This is a genomic window from Bifidobacterium sp. LH_491 (assembly GCF_056356495.1).
In genome coordinates, this window is record NZ_JBKEUI010000001.1 from 447,084 (window position 1) to 464,728 (window position 17,645).

10 protein-coding genes are annotated in these 17,645 nt (G+C 62.5%); 8 read left to right on the plus strand and 2 right to left on the minus strand.

The window, feature by feature from the left end:
- Positions 1-61: 61 nt before the first annotated feature.
- Positions 62-1,105 carry a Gfo/Idh/MocA family protein gene (locus AC1AWK_RS01430; protein WP_476567527.1) on the minus strand — a complete coding sequence of 348 codons (1,044 nt, stop codon included), beginning with the start codon at positions 1,103-1,105 and terminating at the stop codon, positions 62-64.
- Between the two features lie 217 nt (positions 1,106-1,322).
- Between AC1AWK_RS01430 and AC1AWK_RS01435 the strand changes: the two genes are divergently transcribed.
- Complete coding sequence (locus tag AC1AWK_RS01435) at positions 1,323-2,291, plus strand: Ppx/GppA phosphatase family protein (RefSeq protein WP_476567528.1); 969 nt, start codon at positions 1,323-1,325, stop codon at positions 2,289-2,291.
- Positions 2,292-2,345: 54 nt separating this feature from the next.
- Here AC1AWK_RS01435 and ybaK read toward each other — a convergent pair whose 3' ends face one another.
- Positions 2,346-2,855, minus strand: a complete 510-nt coding sequence (gene ybaK / locus AC1AWK_RS01440) for a Cys-tRNA(Pro) deacylase (RefSeq protein ID WP_476567529.1) — start codon at positions 2,853-2,855, stop codon at positions 2,346-2,348.
- Positions 2,856-3,004: 149 nt separating this feature from the next.
- Here ybaK and AC1AWK_RS01445 point away from each other — a divergent pair, with 149 nt between their 5' ends.
- The 7 genes from AC1AWK_RS01445 (at position 3,005) to AC1AWK_RS01475 (ending at position 17,550) form a co-directional block, all read left to right on the plus strand.
- A complete protein-coding gene (locus AC1AWK_RS01445; RefSeq protein WP_476567530.1) occupies positions 3,005-7,297 on the plus strand; it encodes a PD-(D/E)XK nuclease family protein in 4,293 nt (1,430 codons plus the stop codon).
- Between the two features lie 5 nt (positions 7,298-7,302).
- Complete coding sequence (locus AC1AWK_RS01450; protein ID WP_476567531.1) at positions 7,303-11,364, plus strand: ATP-dependent DNA helicase; 4,062 nt, start codon at positions 7,303-7,305, stop codon at positions 11,362-11,364.
- A gap of 170 nt (positions 11,365-11,534) precedes the next feature.
- The gene (locus AC1AWK_RS01455) at positions 11,535-12,233 is read left to right on the plus strand and encodes a GNAT family N-acetyltransferase (protein ID WP_476567532.1); all 699 of its coding nucleotides are present in this window, start codon (positions 11,535-11,537) and stop codon (positions 12,231-12,233) included.
- Positions 12,233-13,561 (plus strand): MFS transporter, encoded by a 1,329-nt coding sequence (locus AC1AWK_RS01460; RefSeq protein ID WP_476567533.1) that lies wholly within the window; start codon positions 12,233-12,235, stop codon positions 13,559-13,561. Before AC1AWK_RS01455 ends, AC1AWK_RS01460 begins: the two co-directional genes overlap by 1 nt.
- 45 nt (positions 13,562-13,606) lie before the next feature.
- The gene (dapB, locus tag AC1AWK_RS01465; protein WP_476567534.1) at positions 13,607-14,380 is read left to right on the plus strand and encodes a 4-hydroxy-tetrahydrodipicolinate reductase; all 774 of its coding nucleotides are present in this window, start codon (positions 13,607-13,609) and stop codon (positions 14,378-14,380) included.
- Between the two features lie 151 nt (positions 14,381-14,531).
- Positions 14,532-15,443: a 4-hydroxy-tetrahydrodipicolinate synthase gene (gene dapA / locus AC1AWK_RS01470; protein ID WP_476569520.1), complete on the plus strand. Its 912-nt coding sequence runs from the start codon at positions 14,532-14,534 to the stop codon at positions 15,441-15,443.
- Positions 15,444-15,501: 58 nt separating this feature from the next.
- Positions 15,502-17,550, plus strand: a complete 2,049-nt coding sequence (locus AC1AWK_RS01475; protein ID WP_476567535.1) for a ribonuclease J — start codon at positions 15,502-15,504, stop codon at positions 17,548-17,550.
- Positions 17,551-17,645 lie beyond the last annotated feature (95 nt).

Consider the following 17,645-nt stretch of genomic DNA (forward strand, 5'->3'; position numbering starts at 1 on the left):
GCCAGCGAAATACGGGCATCGATGGTAATGGCGTACTCATAGACTCGATGCCCGCAATGGATTATTCGAAGGGATAGCGTAGCCCCCAGCGTTCGCGCAGGGAATCCATCAGTTCCATAATGCGCAAGGTATCGGCATGGGGCATGGCCTCGCATTCGCTTTGGCCGTCCAAAATCGCATTGGCGGCGTCGGCGACCTGATACTCATACCCCGTGAGCTGTTCGGGAACGTCGTGGTGCGCCACCAACGCGTGATTGGCGTCATACACATCAATGCTTTCGACATTGTTGATGTTCTGACACACCAGATAGCCCTTGGTGCCCCACACGGCGCCGCTGCGGTCGGAGGCGGTGAGTATGGAACTGGTGGATACCGCCATCGTGCCGTCGGCATAGTACAGGGTGGTGGAGTTGTGCGCGTCCACGCCGGTGTCGAATGGGCGCATCGAGGTGGTGATGCTGGCGATGTCGCGCGGGCCAAGCACCATGTCGATGAAGTTCAACGGGTAGACGCCGACATCGAGCAGCGCGCCGCCCGCCATGGCCGGGTCGGTCATGCGCGCCTTGCCGCTGACGGGGTAGCACAGGTTCGCGTTGACGGCCTGCACCTCGCCGAGACGGCCGGAGGCGATGATGTCGTCGATGATGCGGCGCGACGGCATATAGCGGGTCCAGATGGCTTCGGTGCACAGCAAGCCCGTTTCATGGGCGACGTCCAGCAGCGCGCGTGCCTGTTCGGCGTTGCCGGTGAAGGATTTCTCCACCAAAATGTTCTTGCCGGCGCGCAGGCAGGCGATGCCTTGTTCGGCATGCAGGGCGTGCGGGGTGGCGATGTACACCAAATCCACGTTCGGGTCGGCCAGAAGTTCCTCATATGACCCGTAGGAAACCGGGAACCCATATTGCGCGGCGAATTGCGAGGCGCGCTGCGCGTCACGGGAGGCCACCGCATAAGGGGCTACCAGCGAGGAATACCGGTCGTCTTGGGACATGCGCACCAGCGTGTCCGCCATGGAATGGGCGATCCGTCCGGCACCGAGAATGGCGACGTTCACGCGGGTGCCGTCGGCTTCGGCCTGTGCGCGCGCTCCGTTGAGTCGGCTCATGACATCCTCCTTAAGGATGGGAAACAATGCGGTCGCATCCAGTCTACGGTCATATGGGGTGTCGTGTCGTCGGCACGCCGTGGCTGTGTGGTGTGCGGATAAAGCCTTGTGCGGGTGAGGGAACAGCCAAACGGCGATGCGTGGAAGTGGGTTTTCGGATGGTCGGCGTTGTACAGGCGCGTCGTCGGTTGGGCAGGATATGGGATAGGCTCGCCTCATGGTGAATTTGCATACGCACACGACAAGGCTGGGTGTGCTGGATATTGGTTCGAATACGATTCATATGCTCATCGTCGATGCGGCTCCGGGCGCTCGCCCCGATCCCGAGGCGAGTGTGAAGTCGACGGTACGGCTGATGCAGTATCTCAAGGACGACGGCTCGATTCGCAAAGCTGGTGTGGAGGCCATTCTCGAAGGCGTGGATAAGGCGATGAAGCTTGCCGAAGAGTATGAGATTTCCCAGTTGCTGGTGATGGCGACGTCCGCCTTGCGTGAGGCCACCAATGGCGGCAAGGTGCTGCGTCGGATTGAGGAACGTATCGACCAGCCGGTGACGGTGTTGTCGGGCAATGATGAGGCGCGGCTGACGTTCCTGGCGGCAAGGCGTTGGTACGGTTGGGATTCCGGCCGTTTGCTGGTATTGGATATCGGCGGTGGGTCGTTGGAAGTGGCGATGGGTTCGGATGAGGAGCCGACGGTGGCGTTGAGTGTGCCTGCGGGAGCGGGGCGGGTCACCCATGAGTTCCTGCCGTCGGGCACAGCTACGGAGGGTGAACTGGATGAGGTGCATCATCAGGTGCGGCGTATTATTGAGCCGATGGTGAAGGCGTTTCCTACGACGAAGCGTCCCAATCATGCCGTGGCCACGTCGAAGACTTTCCGTTCGCTGGCCCGGTTGGCCGGCACGTTGGTGCGCCAGCCCGGACGTGAGGATGCCTGGGTGATGACGCGCGACCAGTTGGAGGATTGGCTGCCGCGGCTTGCGGCCATTGCGCCTGACCAGCGTGCTGCGTTGCCGGGCATTACGCCGGAACGCGCCACGCAGATTGTCGGCGGCGGTGTGGTGGCCGATGAGATTATGAAGGCGTTGGACGTCGACGAGGTGGAGATTTGCCCGTGGGCGTTGCGCGAGGGGGCGATTTTGCGTTGGCTTGACCAGTTCGGTCGCACGCGCATCGGTTTTTAGCTCCGGCTTGTAGCAGCCGGGGTAGTGGTGGCCGTGTATTGGCGCCGGCGTAGGTCAGTCGGTGCCAATATCGGCGGTGATGGCGTCCAACACGGCGATCAAATCGTGAGGATTGATGCCGATGGACAGTCCTCGTTTGCCGCCGGAGACCAGAATGGTGTCGTATGGCAAAGCGCTGGCATCCACTACGGTGCGATGTGCGGTGCGTTGGCCGAGCGGCGATATGCCACCCACCACGTAGCCGGTTTCGCGCATGGCCACGCGAGGGTCAGCCATGGTGGCTTTTTTGACGCCTAGCGCGCTTGCCAGTGCTTTGAGATCCATATGCCCGCTGACGGGCACCACGCCTACGACGCGTTCGTCTCCGGTGTCCGCCATGAGTGTTTTGAAGACTTGGCTGCGGTCGAAGCCAAGTTTGGTGGCCGCTTCCACGCCGTAGCCGTCGTCCATGTGATCGTTGGAATGCTCATAAGGGTGCAGTGTGAAAGCGACGCCGGCCTGTTCGAGTTGCACGGTGGCCGGTGTGCTGGCGTGGCCGGTGTCGTGTCGTGTGCGTTTGCTCATGGCAGTTATCATAGGCCGCGGTGTGGCTGGCGGCGTGTTGGTTTATCGGATGCGGCGGATGGGATACGTTGCGCCAGGCGTTGGATGATCGACGTATCGCGTGCGTGGCGCGGGAGAGCCGCACGGTTGGTACAGGTACAGTGGGTGGTATGGCGGATTGGGATAGGGCATATGCCGTAATTGACGAATGGTTGGCCGACTCGCTGCATGATGGGCAGGGCAAGCCGTGCCACACGGTGGTGATGACGGGTGACCCGGGCAGCGGCAAGACAACCGTGGCGGTGCAGGCGTTGATGCGGGCATTGCGCAGGTTCGGCTCGCAACGTGCGGTGATGGTGGTATCTGGACGTGTCGCTGCCGATCGGCTGGGGAGTGAGGTGATACGCGAACTGGGGGTGTTGGCTGCCGCAAGACCGGTGACGACCTTGTCCGCCGTGGCGTTTCGTCTGGTGACCGCGGCCAGCGTCGCGCAGGATGGGATGCCACCCAAGCTGCTCAACGGCGCCGAGCAGGATGCCGTGTTGCGCGAGGTGTTGGCGGTGCACGTCATGCATGCGCGGCAGGGAGAGTGGTGCGACACCTGCATGATGCTGCGCGAGTATTTTGCCGATGAGGACTGGATGTCCCTGATGGTGTCGCAACGCGGCGCGGTTGAGCTGGATGCGTGTACGCCGGAGCATATGGCGTCGGTGGTGGCGCGCGGCATCAACGACGCGCTGGTCGTGCAGCTGCGCGACATGTTGGCCAGATTGTATGAGCTGGCGGTGGATGCGCCGCGCGAAGCACAATTGCTGCAGGCGGTGGAAGGGCAGGCCTCGTCGGACAGGCTGCGGGTGCAATGGCGTGTGGCGTTCGCCATACGGCGCGAATATGAGGAACTGCTGTCCCGTGAATATACGCATGAGCGGCGGCTGGATGCGTCACGGTTGATTGCCGAGGCATGGCGGGCCGTGGGGCAGGTGCCCGCCGAAGCGGTGCCCGCAGTGCTGGTGGTTGACGACGGTCAGGACGTGACGCTTGCCCAATTGGCGCTTATCGAACGGTTGCGGGACGCCGGTACGCGGGTGCTGTTCGTCGCCAACCCGGACGAATCCGTGCAGACCTTCCGAGGTGCGTATCCGGATTATGTGCTGCGCCGCATGGCGGGCGACGGTGCGGCGACGGCATGGGTGACGTTGCCGTCGCGTTGCGACGAGTCGCATCGCTATATCGATGTGGTGGCGTCCCGTGTGTCGTTGAGCATTGCGTCGGCCACGGACGCGGATGTGCCAGTGGCCGACCGGCCTGGCAAAATGCCGAAACTGCCCGGAAGCTGGCCGCCAATGCCATTGCCGTTTGAAACCGAAGCTGGCGGCGGCGATGGCAGCGTGCGCACGGCATTGTATCGTTCGGACGCCGAAGAGATGGATCAGGTGGTGTGGCGTATCAAGCGCATGCGCTTGGACGGTCAGGCCGCGTGGAATGATATGGCGATCATCGCGCACGACAATACGATGGTGCGCGCGTATGGCGAACGGCTGCGCAGTGAAGGCGTGCCCGTGCGGTACTCCTCGGTGACCCGCCCGCTGCGCGACGAGCCGACGGTACAGGGATTGTTCGCCTTGGTGGAGCTGGCACAGATGCGGCAATCCATCATGGATGAGGGGCGTCAGGCATCATGGGCGTCCATGGCGCGTGAGGTGCGCTCGCGGGTGAGCGCGGTGATGAACAGTCCGTTGGTGGCGTTGCCCGATGTGGGCGGCAATGGCTGGCATCGTGCGCAGTTGTCGGTGGTGCATACGGCTATGGCGGCGGTGTGCGCTATGGCGGCGCTGGTCGGCCGCGAATCAGTTGCGGACGGGGAAGTGGCGCCGGTGGAACGCCTGGTGCGTGGCTGGGATCGGTTGCGTAGCGTGCCGCGCCGTGAGTCGGCGAGCGGCATACGGGTGGATGACAGCGTGATGAGTCCGCAGGGGGGCGATGGCGAGGAACTGCGGGACTTCGATATGGATGCCTGCTATCTGATGCTGGCTTATGGCGATGTGCTGGTGCCGCCGCAGGAGGAATCGGCAAGCGAGCCATGCGGCGAAGACTGCGGGAGGGTGGAAGAGCTATCCGCCCAATGTCTGCAGGTATTGGAGGCCATGTGCGCCAATAGGCGGCAGATGCAGGTGTTCCGTCGTGTGTGGTCACTGGTGGAACAGGTGCGTCAGGCGTTGCAAGCCTTGCCGGAGCGTACCGCGCAATATGCGCTGATGGCGGCATGGCAGGCGTGCGATGTGGCGAGGCAGTGGCAGCGTGAGGCTTTGTTCGATACGGCGCAGGGGCGTGCTGCCAACGATCGGCTGGATGCGGTGATGCGGCTGTTCGATTATGCATCCGGGTCGATGGAACGTCAGCCGATCGGCGCGTTTATCGCGCAGGTGCAGCATATGACCATTGAGGCGGATTCACTGGCCAAAGTCGCGCCTGCGGAGGATGCGGTGACGCTGACCACGCCTTCGGGCGCTGCGGGACGGCACTGGCCGATGGTGTGGATTGTTGCGGTGCAGCAGGATGTGTGGCCCAATCTCATGCCGCGAGGCGTATTGTTCGGCGGCACGGATATGGCGTCGATGATGATGTCCGGAAGGTTGCCCGACTCACGGCGAACGCCGCAGGGCATGCCGGACGAACGTTTGGCTGTGGTGTTGGCGGATGAACAGAAGAGCTGGCTGGTGGCGTTGACCCGTGCCACGCAGACGGTGTGGATTTCGGCCACGGCCAATGATGACACCGTGCCGTCGGATTTTCTGTATACCTATCTGCCGGAGCGGTATTCGCGCACGGGTGCTTGTGCTGCCACGGATACGGGCGTGGTCTCGGGCTTGCATGGCGCCGGTGATGCGGAGCGTTGGCGGAGCATGGGGCTTGATGCCGATCCGCGAGGCGTGGCCACGTTGGCGAAGATGACGCTGTTCGAACGCGATCTCACCGGCGATCGCGCCCGGGATGCGGCGCGGGCGTTGGCGGTGTTGGCCGATCGTGGCGTGTCGGCGGCGACGAGCTGGCAGTGGGCGTATGTCGATCCGGGCACATCGCTGCAGGTGCGGCGGCTGCAATCGGATAAAGCGAGTACGCAGGATACGCCAGTCGTGCAGGCTATGTCAGTCTCGCCGGATGCGCCGGATACGCCAGGCGTGTCGTGGGATGCAGGAGAATCCCGTGATTCTGGTGGTTCTGGGGACGTTGGCGATGCTGGTGATTCGTCGCAGTCGCAGCTGCGCGATCATACGGTGTTGTTGTCGCCCTCGTCGGTGGACTCGTTGTGGCAGTGCCCCGTGTGTTGGAAGCTGGAGAAACAGTGTCTTGGTCCGCAGCCAAGCGGTGCGCAGATGAGCATCGGCTCCTTGGTGCATGAGGTGTTGCAGTGGGCCAGCGAGCAAGGATTGGACCGTATCGACGAGTCCATGCTTGCCAACGGCGGCGAACGGCTGATCGATAAGCTTGCGAAGACGTTGTACACGCAGTATGAGGAGCGGGCTGCGTCTCATCGCGCGGCATGGGCCGCTGATATGAACGCCGAACAGCGGTATGGTCTCGCTGCGAAGCAGTCCAACGTGGAAGCGATGATGCGTCGCGCGGCATGCTACATGGTCAACAGTGCCCGACCTGACTACGGTGGCAAGCTTGGCCCGATCGGCCGTGTGCTCGACGTGCAATGCGAAGTGCCGTTTGCCGCGCAATTCGGTTGGGAACAGATGGTGCAGGCGATGAATGCCGTGGAGGGTATGCCGCAGTGCACCGTGCCCGAATTGATGACGCTGATGGGGGTGTTGGTGGGCGGCTGGCCCGAGGGCATGGACGAGCGGCTGCGTATCCGGATCAGCGGCCGACTCGACCGTTTGGAAGTGCGGCAGATGCCGGACGGACAGCGGCATTGCCGCATCATCGATTGGAAAACCGGCAGCAAACGCAATTCCTTCGACGACCTGCAGTTGGCGTGCTACCAGTTGGGATGGCATTTCCCGGTGCCGGGTGAGCCTGACGCGCTGGCTGATCTGCCGCCGTTATCGCGTTGCATGCTGTTCCATGTGGGCAAGTGTGAGGCGCCCGCATCGTCGCGTGCTGCGGAAACACTGTATCAGCCTGCGATGCTGGTGGACGGGCATATCGACGTGCGGGCCTATGAGCCGCGTCCCTATTTTCCTACCGTGCACAAGCTGATGCCGGGGATGGCGGCTATGCCGTCCCAGGCGCCGGAAGGTATCCGTGACGAACTGTGGCAGGCGTGGCGCGTACTGTGGAACACGCAAGGGCTGTGGGCCCTCACCATGCTGGCGCGTATCTGGTATGCCGCGGCGGCCAGTGTCAGCGACCAGGTGGTCGGCCATCCCGATGGCAAGCACCGCAGCTATTGCCGGTATAAGGAGGTCTGTCCGGCTTGTGGCGAGGGCGTGGCGACGATATTGGAACGGCGGTAAGTGACATGGACGAGCAGGAACATGGCATGGCGTCGGCGCCCGTCGAGGCGTCGATAAGCGAGGTATGTATGGAACAGACGGCGGTTAAGCGCACCGACAGCGTACAGCAGGCGCGGATCATCGACGCGCCCACGGATGACGATGTGCTCGTGGTGGCGGGTGCCGGTTCGGGCAAAACCTACACGATGCAACGGCGCATTACGACGCTCATCGAACGTGGCGTACCTGCCGAGCGCATTGCCGGATTGACGTTCACCCGTAAGGCTGCCGGCGAATTGCAGCAGCGCGTAAGCCAAGCCGTGGCGGATATGGGATCGGCATCCTGGCTCAAACCCACCATCTGCACGTACGATTCGTTTTTCCGCGCGCTGGTCAGTCAATACGGCTTGCTGGTCGGCATGGATCCGAATCTGCAGCCGTTGAGCGCGGCCGGTGCTCGCCAGTTGATGAGCGATGTGTTGGCGGACACCATCGACGACATGATTGCCGGCGGCTATCTCGGCGGCGTAGGCGGCGATGGTTCCGGCGGCAGCGACGACGCTAGTGGCGAGGGCGACGGGCAGCGCAGGTATCCTTCCTGGTCTGGTCTGTGCGCCGACGCATTGCAGTTGGCTGCGGACATGGCCTCGAACATGATCGGCGAAGGCTGTGAGGATATGCGTGCCGCCGTGACCCGGTTGCGCGCGTGGAACGACACGTATCTCGCGTGGCTGAACCAAGCCATCGGCAGCCAAGTGCCGTCCGGCAGCAGTCGCGATATCGGCCCCATGCTGTTGGCAAAGCACGACGCATTGCTAGAAGTGCTGCATGATAAGCGCGTGGAACAATGCGTGAATCTACGGCAGACAGCGCAATATCGGCAGGCATTGCTCATACTGGTGGAAGCGTTCGAACAGCGCAAACGCGAACGCGGCGTCGCGCAATTCAGCGACTTCACCATCGCCGCATACCAGCTGGTGACCCGCCTGCCCGCCATCGGCCAAACCTACCGGGAACGCTACAGCCACGTATTTCTCGACGAATACCAAGACACCTCCACCACGCAGGCCACCGTACTGTCCAAGCTGTTCCACGTGCCCGGCAACCGTGAGACAAGCAGCGCCGTCACGGCGGTGGGTGATCCCTTCCAAGCGATCTACGCATGGCGAGGCGCCAGCCCCGGAGCGTTCCGCATGTTCCTGCGCGACTTCGAGATGCCGCACGCCCGCCCATACTCGTTAAGTCAAACGCGCCGCAACGATCACATGGTGCTCGATGTCGCCAACGCCGTCACCGCCGTCCTGCGGTCCACGCCGTCGCGCGCCTCCAGCGCCGCCTTGAAGGAAGTCGACGTTCCGGAACTCTCCGTATGGCAGGAAGGTGACTTCCAAGCGGGACAAGGCAGCGTCGGCGTGCTGCGCTACAGCACGCTTGGCCAGCAAATCGACGGTGTGGTGCGATTCGCCTGCGATGTCGTGGCGCGTTACCATACGGACGACGAGGGCGGACAGGCGGCACAAGCAGGGTCGGGAGAGCCGGCGGTGGCGATACTGTTCCGTTCCAAAACCGATATGCAACGTTACGCGGATGCCTTGGAGCTGGCGGGGCTGCGCACCACGGTGGTCGGGCGCTCGCAGCTGCTCGAACAGCCTTCGGTGCGTGATGTGCTGGCCTTGCTGCGTATGGTGAGCGACCATACGAACAGTGCCGCGGCGCTGCGGCTGTTGGCCACACCGCGGTTTGCGATGAACGGTGACGATCTGCGCATTGTGGCCGATACGGCACGGCGGCTTGATCTCGAACGACGTTTCCAAGGCCTGGTGGATGCGGGGTTGGTGAGTGCCGCTGATGGTCGGGAGTATTCCTGGAGCGAACGCAAGGCCGCGGTGCGCGAACATGCCCAATCCGTACCGCCGGTGGTACTGCTTACCGATGTGCTGCTGCGTGACGACGTGGACGAGCTGCTTGCCCATACCGCGATGAGTCCGGCTGGGCGGCAGGCCGTCGTTCGGGCGGCGTCCATGATCCGCCGCGTGCACGACGTGGTGGGCCGTCCTGTTGGGCAGGTGATGCGCGAGGCCATTGCCGCGCTGGACGCGGATGTGGATGTTATGGTGGCACAGGCGGTGCAATCGCCTGGGACGCTGCACGATCCGCTGCAGGCGCAGGCGGCGTTGCGGTCGCTGCTGGCGTTGGTCGACACGTATGGCAATGAGCTGTCTGGACAGGGCTTGTCGGTCAGTCTGGCAGGGTTCTTGGCATGGTTGGATGCCGACGACGCGTTGTCCCAAGATGAAGTGCCGACGTTGGACGGCTCTACGGATGTGGTGCTGATGACCGTCCACCAGTCCAAAGGATTGGAATGGAACGCGGTGGCGGTGGTGGATATGGACAAGGACCATTTCCCGCCGAAACGATCGGGGACGCGGATCGACATGGACGAGAACCATCCTGGGGGATGGCGTGACGGTCGCTGGGAGGCACCACGATACCGCGAGCTGGCACAGCATAGTTGGATCAGTGATGCGGTGCTGGTGCCGACTCCAGTGCGGGTGGATGCGGGGATTCTTCCCGCGTTGCCGCCCACCTTCCTCGATAGCGGCGATGCGCGGGTCGATGAGATCGGTGCGATGATGTTCGGTCCGATCCGTACCAAGGATGGCGTGCCGTTGGATGAGGACGGCGAGGCGGTGAATGAGGATGCGTGCGCGCTGTCGCAGGCGGAGGAATATGGCCGTCGTGCGCATGCCGACGAGCGTCGTTTGTTGTATGTGGCGTTGACGCGCGCTCGCCATGAGGTGTTGGTTACATGCTGTGCTTCGCGTTCCTTGCAGCTGACGCCGCAGTCGAGGGGCAAGACGCAACCGTCGGTGTTTTGGCAGGAAATCAACGATATTGTGCGCGGTGTGCAGGGTGTCATGTGTGATTGTCAGGGCGTCGACGTGGCGCGGGAGCCTGACGCCGATGCGCCAAGTTTGTGCGGACGGGGCGTGGCCTTGCCCAGTATGGCGTTGGTGGGACAGCAGGCTCAGCATTGGGCGCAGTGTTTGGTGGAGGACGCGTGGGTCGGGCCGATGGGTACGGTGGCGCGGGCGTGTGAGGAACTGCCGTGGCCATGTCCTATGAGCGATGCCGTTGGCACGTTGCTGCGTGATGCCGCCATGGCGGTTGGCAGGGCGTCGTCGCAGGGCAATGCCGCGGCGGATGGCGGCGGTGATGCGGATGATATGGATAATGCCGGGCCGTTGACCTCCTTGGCGTTGCGGTTGTGCGCCAACGATGACGTGATGGATGCGTATGGCGACGAGGCAAGCGTGCGTCGGCGTGTGCGCGAACGTGGCTTGCATATCGTATCGGCGGGCAGGCAGAATGTGACCGCCTTGCAGGCGCGCACCGGGCAATTGTCCGACGAGCAAAGCGACGAGTATTGGCGTGCGGTGGTGCGTCCGATTCCGCGTATCGCGTCGCCGTTGGCGCAGGCGGGCACGCGTTTTCATGATTGGGCGGAGCGGTTCGTATTGGCGGATTGCGACGCTGGGGAACAGACGGAAGGAGGCGTGGGGACGGTAAGCCGTGCATCGATGCTGGCACAGTTGCAGGCCGACGAGGAGGCTGCGGCGCAGGGGCAGACGACAGTGCAGCCACGGGAGCTTGCATGGCGGCGGCGTTTGGCGCAATCGCGCTGGGCGCGGCGTGTGCCGGTGTGGGCGGAGCGACAGATCGTCACCTGCGTGCGCGAATTGGACGATGCCGTAGTCGTCGGCAAACTGGACGCTGTATTCGCCGGCGGTCTGGGAGAACACACGACCGACGACGAACATGGGGCGCTGTACACAATTGTGGATTGGAAAACCGGACGCAAGCCTCGGGACCCGGAGGATGTGGCGCGCAAATTGGCTCAGTTGGACTGGTATCGGCTGTTGCTGGCACGCATGGAAGGTGTTCCTTTGCATCGGATCGACGCCACACTTTATTATGTAAGCGAAGAGCGCGAGGCGGATCGTGAGCTGCACGCGCTGGCAAAAACCGAGCGGGAAATTCTCGACGAGTTGGCCGATGGCATCGCCGCCCCCGACGACAACGATTGACGGGGCGCAGAGCGCCGCTGTGGTTGGAACGCACCACAGATAGACCGAATGCATGGTGATTCGGCGTATCGGCGGCTGGGAACTGTGTGGGCGGGCGCACGTAGCTGAGAATCCGTAAAACCCTGAGGTACAAGGCTGTCGGGGTGTAGCGATGAATGAATGGAGTAGGTATGGTGCCCGTCGAAACGACACCGAACGAGCAATCGCGCGCGGTGGAGTACCGCGCTGTGCAATGGAGTGACCTGGAGGATATGGTCACGATATTTGACGAGGCGTGGGGGCTTGGCGGAGCGGCGCAGGAGCCAGTGAACAAGGCGTTCTGCCGACGTTTCGTGTTGCATTATCTGGAAGGGGCCACGCATGCGCGCGCGGCCGTCGTCAATGGGGGACTGGTGGGCGTGCTGTTGCTGCGTGTGCCGGGGAAACCGGTGTTGTTCGAGCAAGTGCATCAGGAACTGGCACATGAGGATGCGGTGCTGGCCGGTCTGGGCGAGCCTGGCAAGGTCGCGTTGGCGTCGATGGAATGCCGTCATGCGGCGGAAAACGATATACTGCGCTCCAGCGATATGCAAGGTTCGGATGCCGAAGTGGCGTTGTTCATGGTATCGGCCAAAGCCCGCGGTCGCGGTGTGGGCGGTAGTCTGTGGCGTTGGGCGATGGCAAGTCTGGTCGAGCAGGGATGTAAGCGGTTCTTCCTGTACACGGATTCCAGCTGTGATGTGGGCTTCTACGATCACCACGGTTTGCAATGCGCGGTGAGCCGTTGGGCCGCCGATCATCCTGAGGATGTGGTGGTGCCGGGATGCGACGCGGACGATATTTTCCTGTATGTGGGCAATGCGCCCGAGCTTGCGGAACGGGGTCGCTGATGACGGAGCACAAAACGGCGGGTGCCTCGCAGGGCTCGGTATACGGCAGGCTGATGCGCATTCGTGGAGCCAAGGCGTTTTGTGCCTCCGCCGCATTGGCGCGCCTGCCGATGTCGATGATGAGTTTGGGCATTGTGCTGGCGTTGAACCACGTGTATAACAATTGGACCATTGCCGGTTCGATGAGCGCGGCGTATATTCTTTCCGTCGCCGTGGTCACGCCCGTGTACGCGCGGTTGTTCGATCGGTTTGGACAGCGCGTGGTCGGCAAGGTGGCGCTGACGATGCAGGTGGTGGCGATGCTGGCGTTTGCCTGTGGCGCGTTGGTGCGTGTGCCGCTGCCGGTATTGTTCACCTTGGCGGTGGCTATGGGACTGACCCAGTTCTCGTATGGTGCGTTGGTGCGTACCCGTTGGGCGTATGCCTTGCGCGATGATGAGACGGGTTTGCTCAATACTGCGTATGCGTTGGAGGCGGCCATCGACGAGGTGGTGTTTATCCTCGGGCCGATTCTGGCGGCGTTTTTGGCGACTTCCGTGCATCCGGTGTCGCAGTTGTTCGTGCCGACGTGTGCCACGGCGATTGGTGGCACGACCTTCTTCTCCCTGAGGCAGACCCAGCCGCCGGTGGTACGTGAGGTGGCCGTGCGTTCGGCGGATGCGCGCGACGGCGATGTGCGCAACGCATTGGAGCAGCAGGGCGCGGCGCAGGGCTTGTTCGCTCGTCGCGGCAACAATGGACGCAAAAGCCGCAGTGCGTTGCTGTATCCCGGTATTCTGCCGCTGCTGGTGGTGTTCCTGGTGTTTAACATGAGCTTTACGGCGTTCGACGTGTCGATTACCGCCAGCATGAAGGCAATGGGCTTGGAGCAATTGCTGGGCATTCAGCTTGCGATGTTTGCGGTCGGCTCGTGCGTGGGCGCGCTGCTGTTCGGCTCGCGGGAATTGTCCGGTTCGCACTGGCGTCATATGGTGATGTTCCTGTGCGCCCTCACCGTGGGATTCGTGATGTTCCGCGTCACGATGGACAATTTGGTGCTGTTGGGCTGTATGGAGGTGCTCGCTGGTTTGGCGGTATCGCCGATCTTCGCCACGGGCAATCTGATTGTCAAGGATATTGTGCCGGCGCGTTCGCTCACCGAGGGTTTGTCGTGGGTGACGACCGCGGGAACGGTGGGCGCTTCCTTCGGGTCGACCGTTGCGGGACTGGTATTGGACCGTTTTGATCCGCATATCGGACTGATGGTGCCGTGGATATGTACGGCATGCGCGGTGCCGTTGGCGTTATTGGGATGGACACTGGCCCGCAAATCGGGCGCAATGCGCTAGGCTTGGCACGGAACGCTATCCGTAAATCGTATTCAGAAGGAGCATATGGTGACGCAGCAGACAGCAATCCGAGTGTCGGTGGTGGGTGCGCACGGGCGCATGGGCTCGCATGTGGTGCAGGCGGTGCAGACGGCCGACGATATGCAGTTGGCGTTGACGTTGGATTCCGGCGATGACCTGACGGTGATTTCGCCTGAGAATACGGATGTGGTGGTGGAGTTTACGGTGCCGTCGGCCACCCGATCGAATGTGGCGACGCTGGTGGCGCAAGGCGTCGACGTGGTGGTGGGCACCACGGGCTGGGATGATGCGGGTTACGAGCAGGTGCGCGAAGCGTTGCGCCATGCGCCGCGTGAAGGACAAAGTGTCTTCATCGCGCCGAATTTTGCGATTTCCGCCGTGCTGGCCGATTATTTCGCCACGGTGGCGGCGCGATATTTTGCCTCTGCGGAAATTATCGAGATGCATCATCCGGACAAGGTCGACGCGCCTTCGGGCACGGCGTTGCATACGGCTCATGCCATCGCGCGGACCCGTCGCGAGGCGGGGTGCGCCCCCATGCCGGATGCTACGGCCAGCGACGGCGGTTCACGCGGGCAGAATGTGGAAGGCGTGCACGTGCATGCGGTGCGTTTGCGTGGTTTGAACGCTCATGAAGAGATCTTGTTGGGCAATGCCGGCGAGCAGCTGGTGATTCGCGCCGACAGTTTCGACCGTGTTTCGTTCATGCCGGGAGTGTTGCTGGCGGTGCGCGAGCTGGCCGGTGGCGCGCATCCGGGGCTGACGGTGGGATTGGATCAGTTCCTGTCGCTGTCGTGAGACGCGCCATTCGGCGTGCGTCTTGCTTCCCGCATCAATTGATGTCGGTGCGGCCGAGGAACAGCTCATGAGCGGCGACCGGGCTTGCAGCCGCCCAGGCAAGCCGATTTGCGATATGGACACCGTCCGTGCGGCGCGGTACGGTGAAGGTATGACTGTAGGCTCCATGCATCTTCTTGATTCCGCCCCGTTCGGCCGTATTTTGCCTGCGATGGTAACGCCGATGAAGTCCGATGGCTCCATCGATTATGACACCGCGCAGCGTGTTGCCAAGCAGCTGGTGGAAGATGGCGCGGACGGCTTGGTGGTCAACGGCACCACGGGCGAATCTCCCGCCACGCATATGGAGGAAAAGGTCGAACTGGTGCGTGCCGTGAAAGACGTGGTGTCCGTGCCGGTGATTTCCGGTGCCGGCTCGAACGACACGGTGCATTCCGTGCGTATGGTCGAGCAGACCCAGCAGGCCGGCGCCGATGCGGTGCTGGTGGTGGCTCCTTATTATTCGCGTCCTTCGCAGGAAGGTATTTTCCGCCATTACGAGGCGGTGAACGGAGCCACCGACAAGCCGATCATTGTCTATGACGTGCCGGGTCGTACTGGCGTGCATATTGCGTTGGACACGTATCGTCGCTTGGCGAAGCTGGAGCATGTGCGTGCCGTGAAGGATGCCACCGGCGACATCGCCGGTGCCGTGCGCAAGCGTATGGAAACCGGATTGGCTTGGTATTCCGGCGATGATGGACTGTTTCTACCGTTCCTGTCGATTGGCGCGGTGGGTATTATTTCCGTGACGGCACATGCCGCCGCCGGGGAGATGATGGCGTTGGCGCAGGCGTTCGACCGTGGCGACATCCATGAGGCGCAGGCGTTGTCCGTGCGGTTGGCTCCGCTGGTGGAAGCGTTGAATGGCAATGGATTCCAAGCGGTGATGGCCAAGGCGGCATTGCGTGTGCGCGGGGTGATGGCCAGCTCGACCATGCGTTTGCCCAATGTGGGACCCGGTCCCGATGAATTGGCGCGTGCCGAACGTGGCATGCGCGAGGCTGGCGTATTGCCGGCGTAAAAGAAGACCTCGTCGGCGCAACGGCGTCGACACTGATTACACAAGAGACATACACACTATGGCAGAAGAACAAACAACAACAGTGCACAAGCGCGGTAGCAAGACCGACGCCAGCGCCTCGACGCGACGCTCGGCCTCCGGCAAGAGCTCGTCCGGACAGACGGCCCGCACCCGTCGGGGATCGAGTGTACGCAAGACCGCATCGGGAGCTGACAGTGCGGCCTCCTCGGCTCGCGGCGCTTCGGCTTCCGGCGCCAAGGCCGGCAAGGCATCGTCCGGCAAAACTGCGACTAGCGAAACCCCAGCCGGCAAGACTTCGTCCAGCCGGACGCGCGGCACCCGTGCCGCATCGTCGGGCAGGGGGCCGGCCCGTGGGGCGTCGAACAGGGGAGCCGCTTCGAAGGCTCCGCAGCGCACGTTGATTGCGCCGCCGAAGTACCGCAAGGGCTCGATGCGTATCGTGCCGTTGGGCGGCTTGGGCGAAATAGGCCGCAATATGAACGTGGTGGAATACAACGGGCATATTCTGCTGATCGACTGCGGCGTGCTGTTCCCCGAAGAGGAACAGCCGGGCGTCGACTTGATTCTGCCTGACTTCCACTACATCAAGGATCGCCTTGACCAGGTGGAGGCGTTGGTGCTCACCCATGGTCACGAGGATCATATCGGCGGTGTGCCGTATCTGCTGCGGCTGCGTCCCGACATTCCACTGATTGGTTCGAAGCTGACGTTGGCCTTCGTGGAGGCCAAGTGCAAGGAGCACCGCATCAACCCCACCACCATGCAGGTGCAGGGGCGCGACAAGCTCAAGGTGGGGCCGTTCAGTTTGGAATTCATGACGGTGACCCACTCCATTCCCGACGCGCTGGCCGTGTATGTCAAGACGCCGGCGGGAAGCCTTATCGATACGGGTGACATTAAGCTCGACCAGCTGCCGTTGGATCATCGCGTCACCGATTTGGTGGAGTTCGGCAAGCTTGGCGAGCAGGGCGTCGATCTGTTGATGGCCGATTCCACCAACGCCGAAGTGCCCGGGTTCGTCAAGCCGGAAACCATCATTGGGCCGGCGCTTGACCGCGTGTTCGCCGAGGCAAGCCGCAAGATCATCGTAGCGAGCTTCTCCAGCCACGTGCACCGCGTACAGCAGGTGGTGGACGCCGCGCATAAGTACGGGCGCAAGGTGGTGTTTGTGGGCCGTTCCATGGTACGCAACATGTCCATCGCCGCCGATTTGGGATATTTGCATATTCCCGAAGGCACCGTGGTCGACTTGCGCCAGGCCAGTGACATTCAGGACGACAAACTCGTGTACATGTGCACCGGTTCGCAAGGCGAGCCGATGGCTGCGCTCGGCCGCATTGCCGACGGAAACCACCGCGACATCACCATCAACGAGTTCGACACGGTGATTTTGGCCAGCTCCCTGATTCCGGGCAACGAACATGGCGTGTACAAGGTCATCAACAAACTGGTGCAGATGGGTGCGCGCGTCATCAACAAGGACAATGCCGCCATTCACGTGTCTGGTCACTGCAACGAAGGCGAGCTGCTGTACCTGTACAACATCGTCAAGCCCAAGTGCGCCATGCCGATCCACGGCGAGAACCGCCACTTGGTGGCCAACGGTTTGATTGCCGTGAAAACCGGTGTGGAACCGGGCAACGTGGTGTTGGCGGAGGATGGCGATGTCGTCGACCTGTACCATGGCAAGGCCGCGGTCGTCGGTTCCGTACCCTGCGGCTACGTGTACGTGGACGGCGACTCGGTCGGCGAGCTGACGGACGAAGAGCTGGAGAAGCGCCGTATTCTGGGCACCGAAGGCTTTGTGTCCAGCTTCGTGGTGGTGGATACCTCCCGTGGCGATGTGGTGTCCGGCCCCAAGATCTATCTCAACGCCGTGGCGGAGGACGAAAGCGAATTCGACAAGATTCGCCATCAGATTGTGGAGCAGTTGCAGGACGCGATGATGCAAGGCACGCGCGATACGTATAAGCTCCAACAGATCATGCGTCGCACGTTGGGAGGTTGGATTGCGCGTCAGCTGCGTCGCAAGCCGATGATCGTGCCGGTGGTGGCGGATATCGCCGCCGATGACGATCAGCGGTAACGGGATCGTCAAGCGGGAATCGAACCGTTAGGCGAGGCTGACCGTTGGATGATAATCGAATTGCCAAACGGCGTTCGGATCGCCAGGCGGGAACC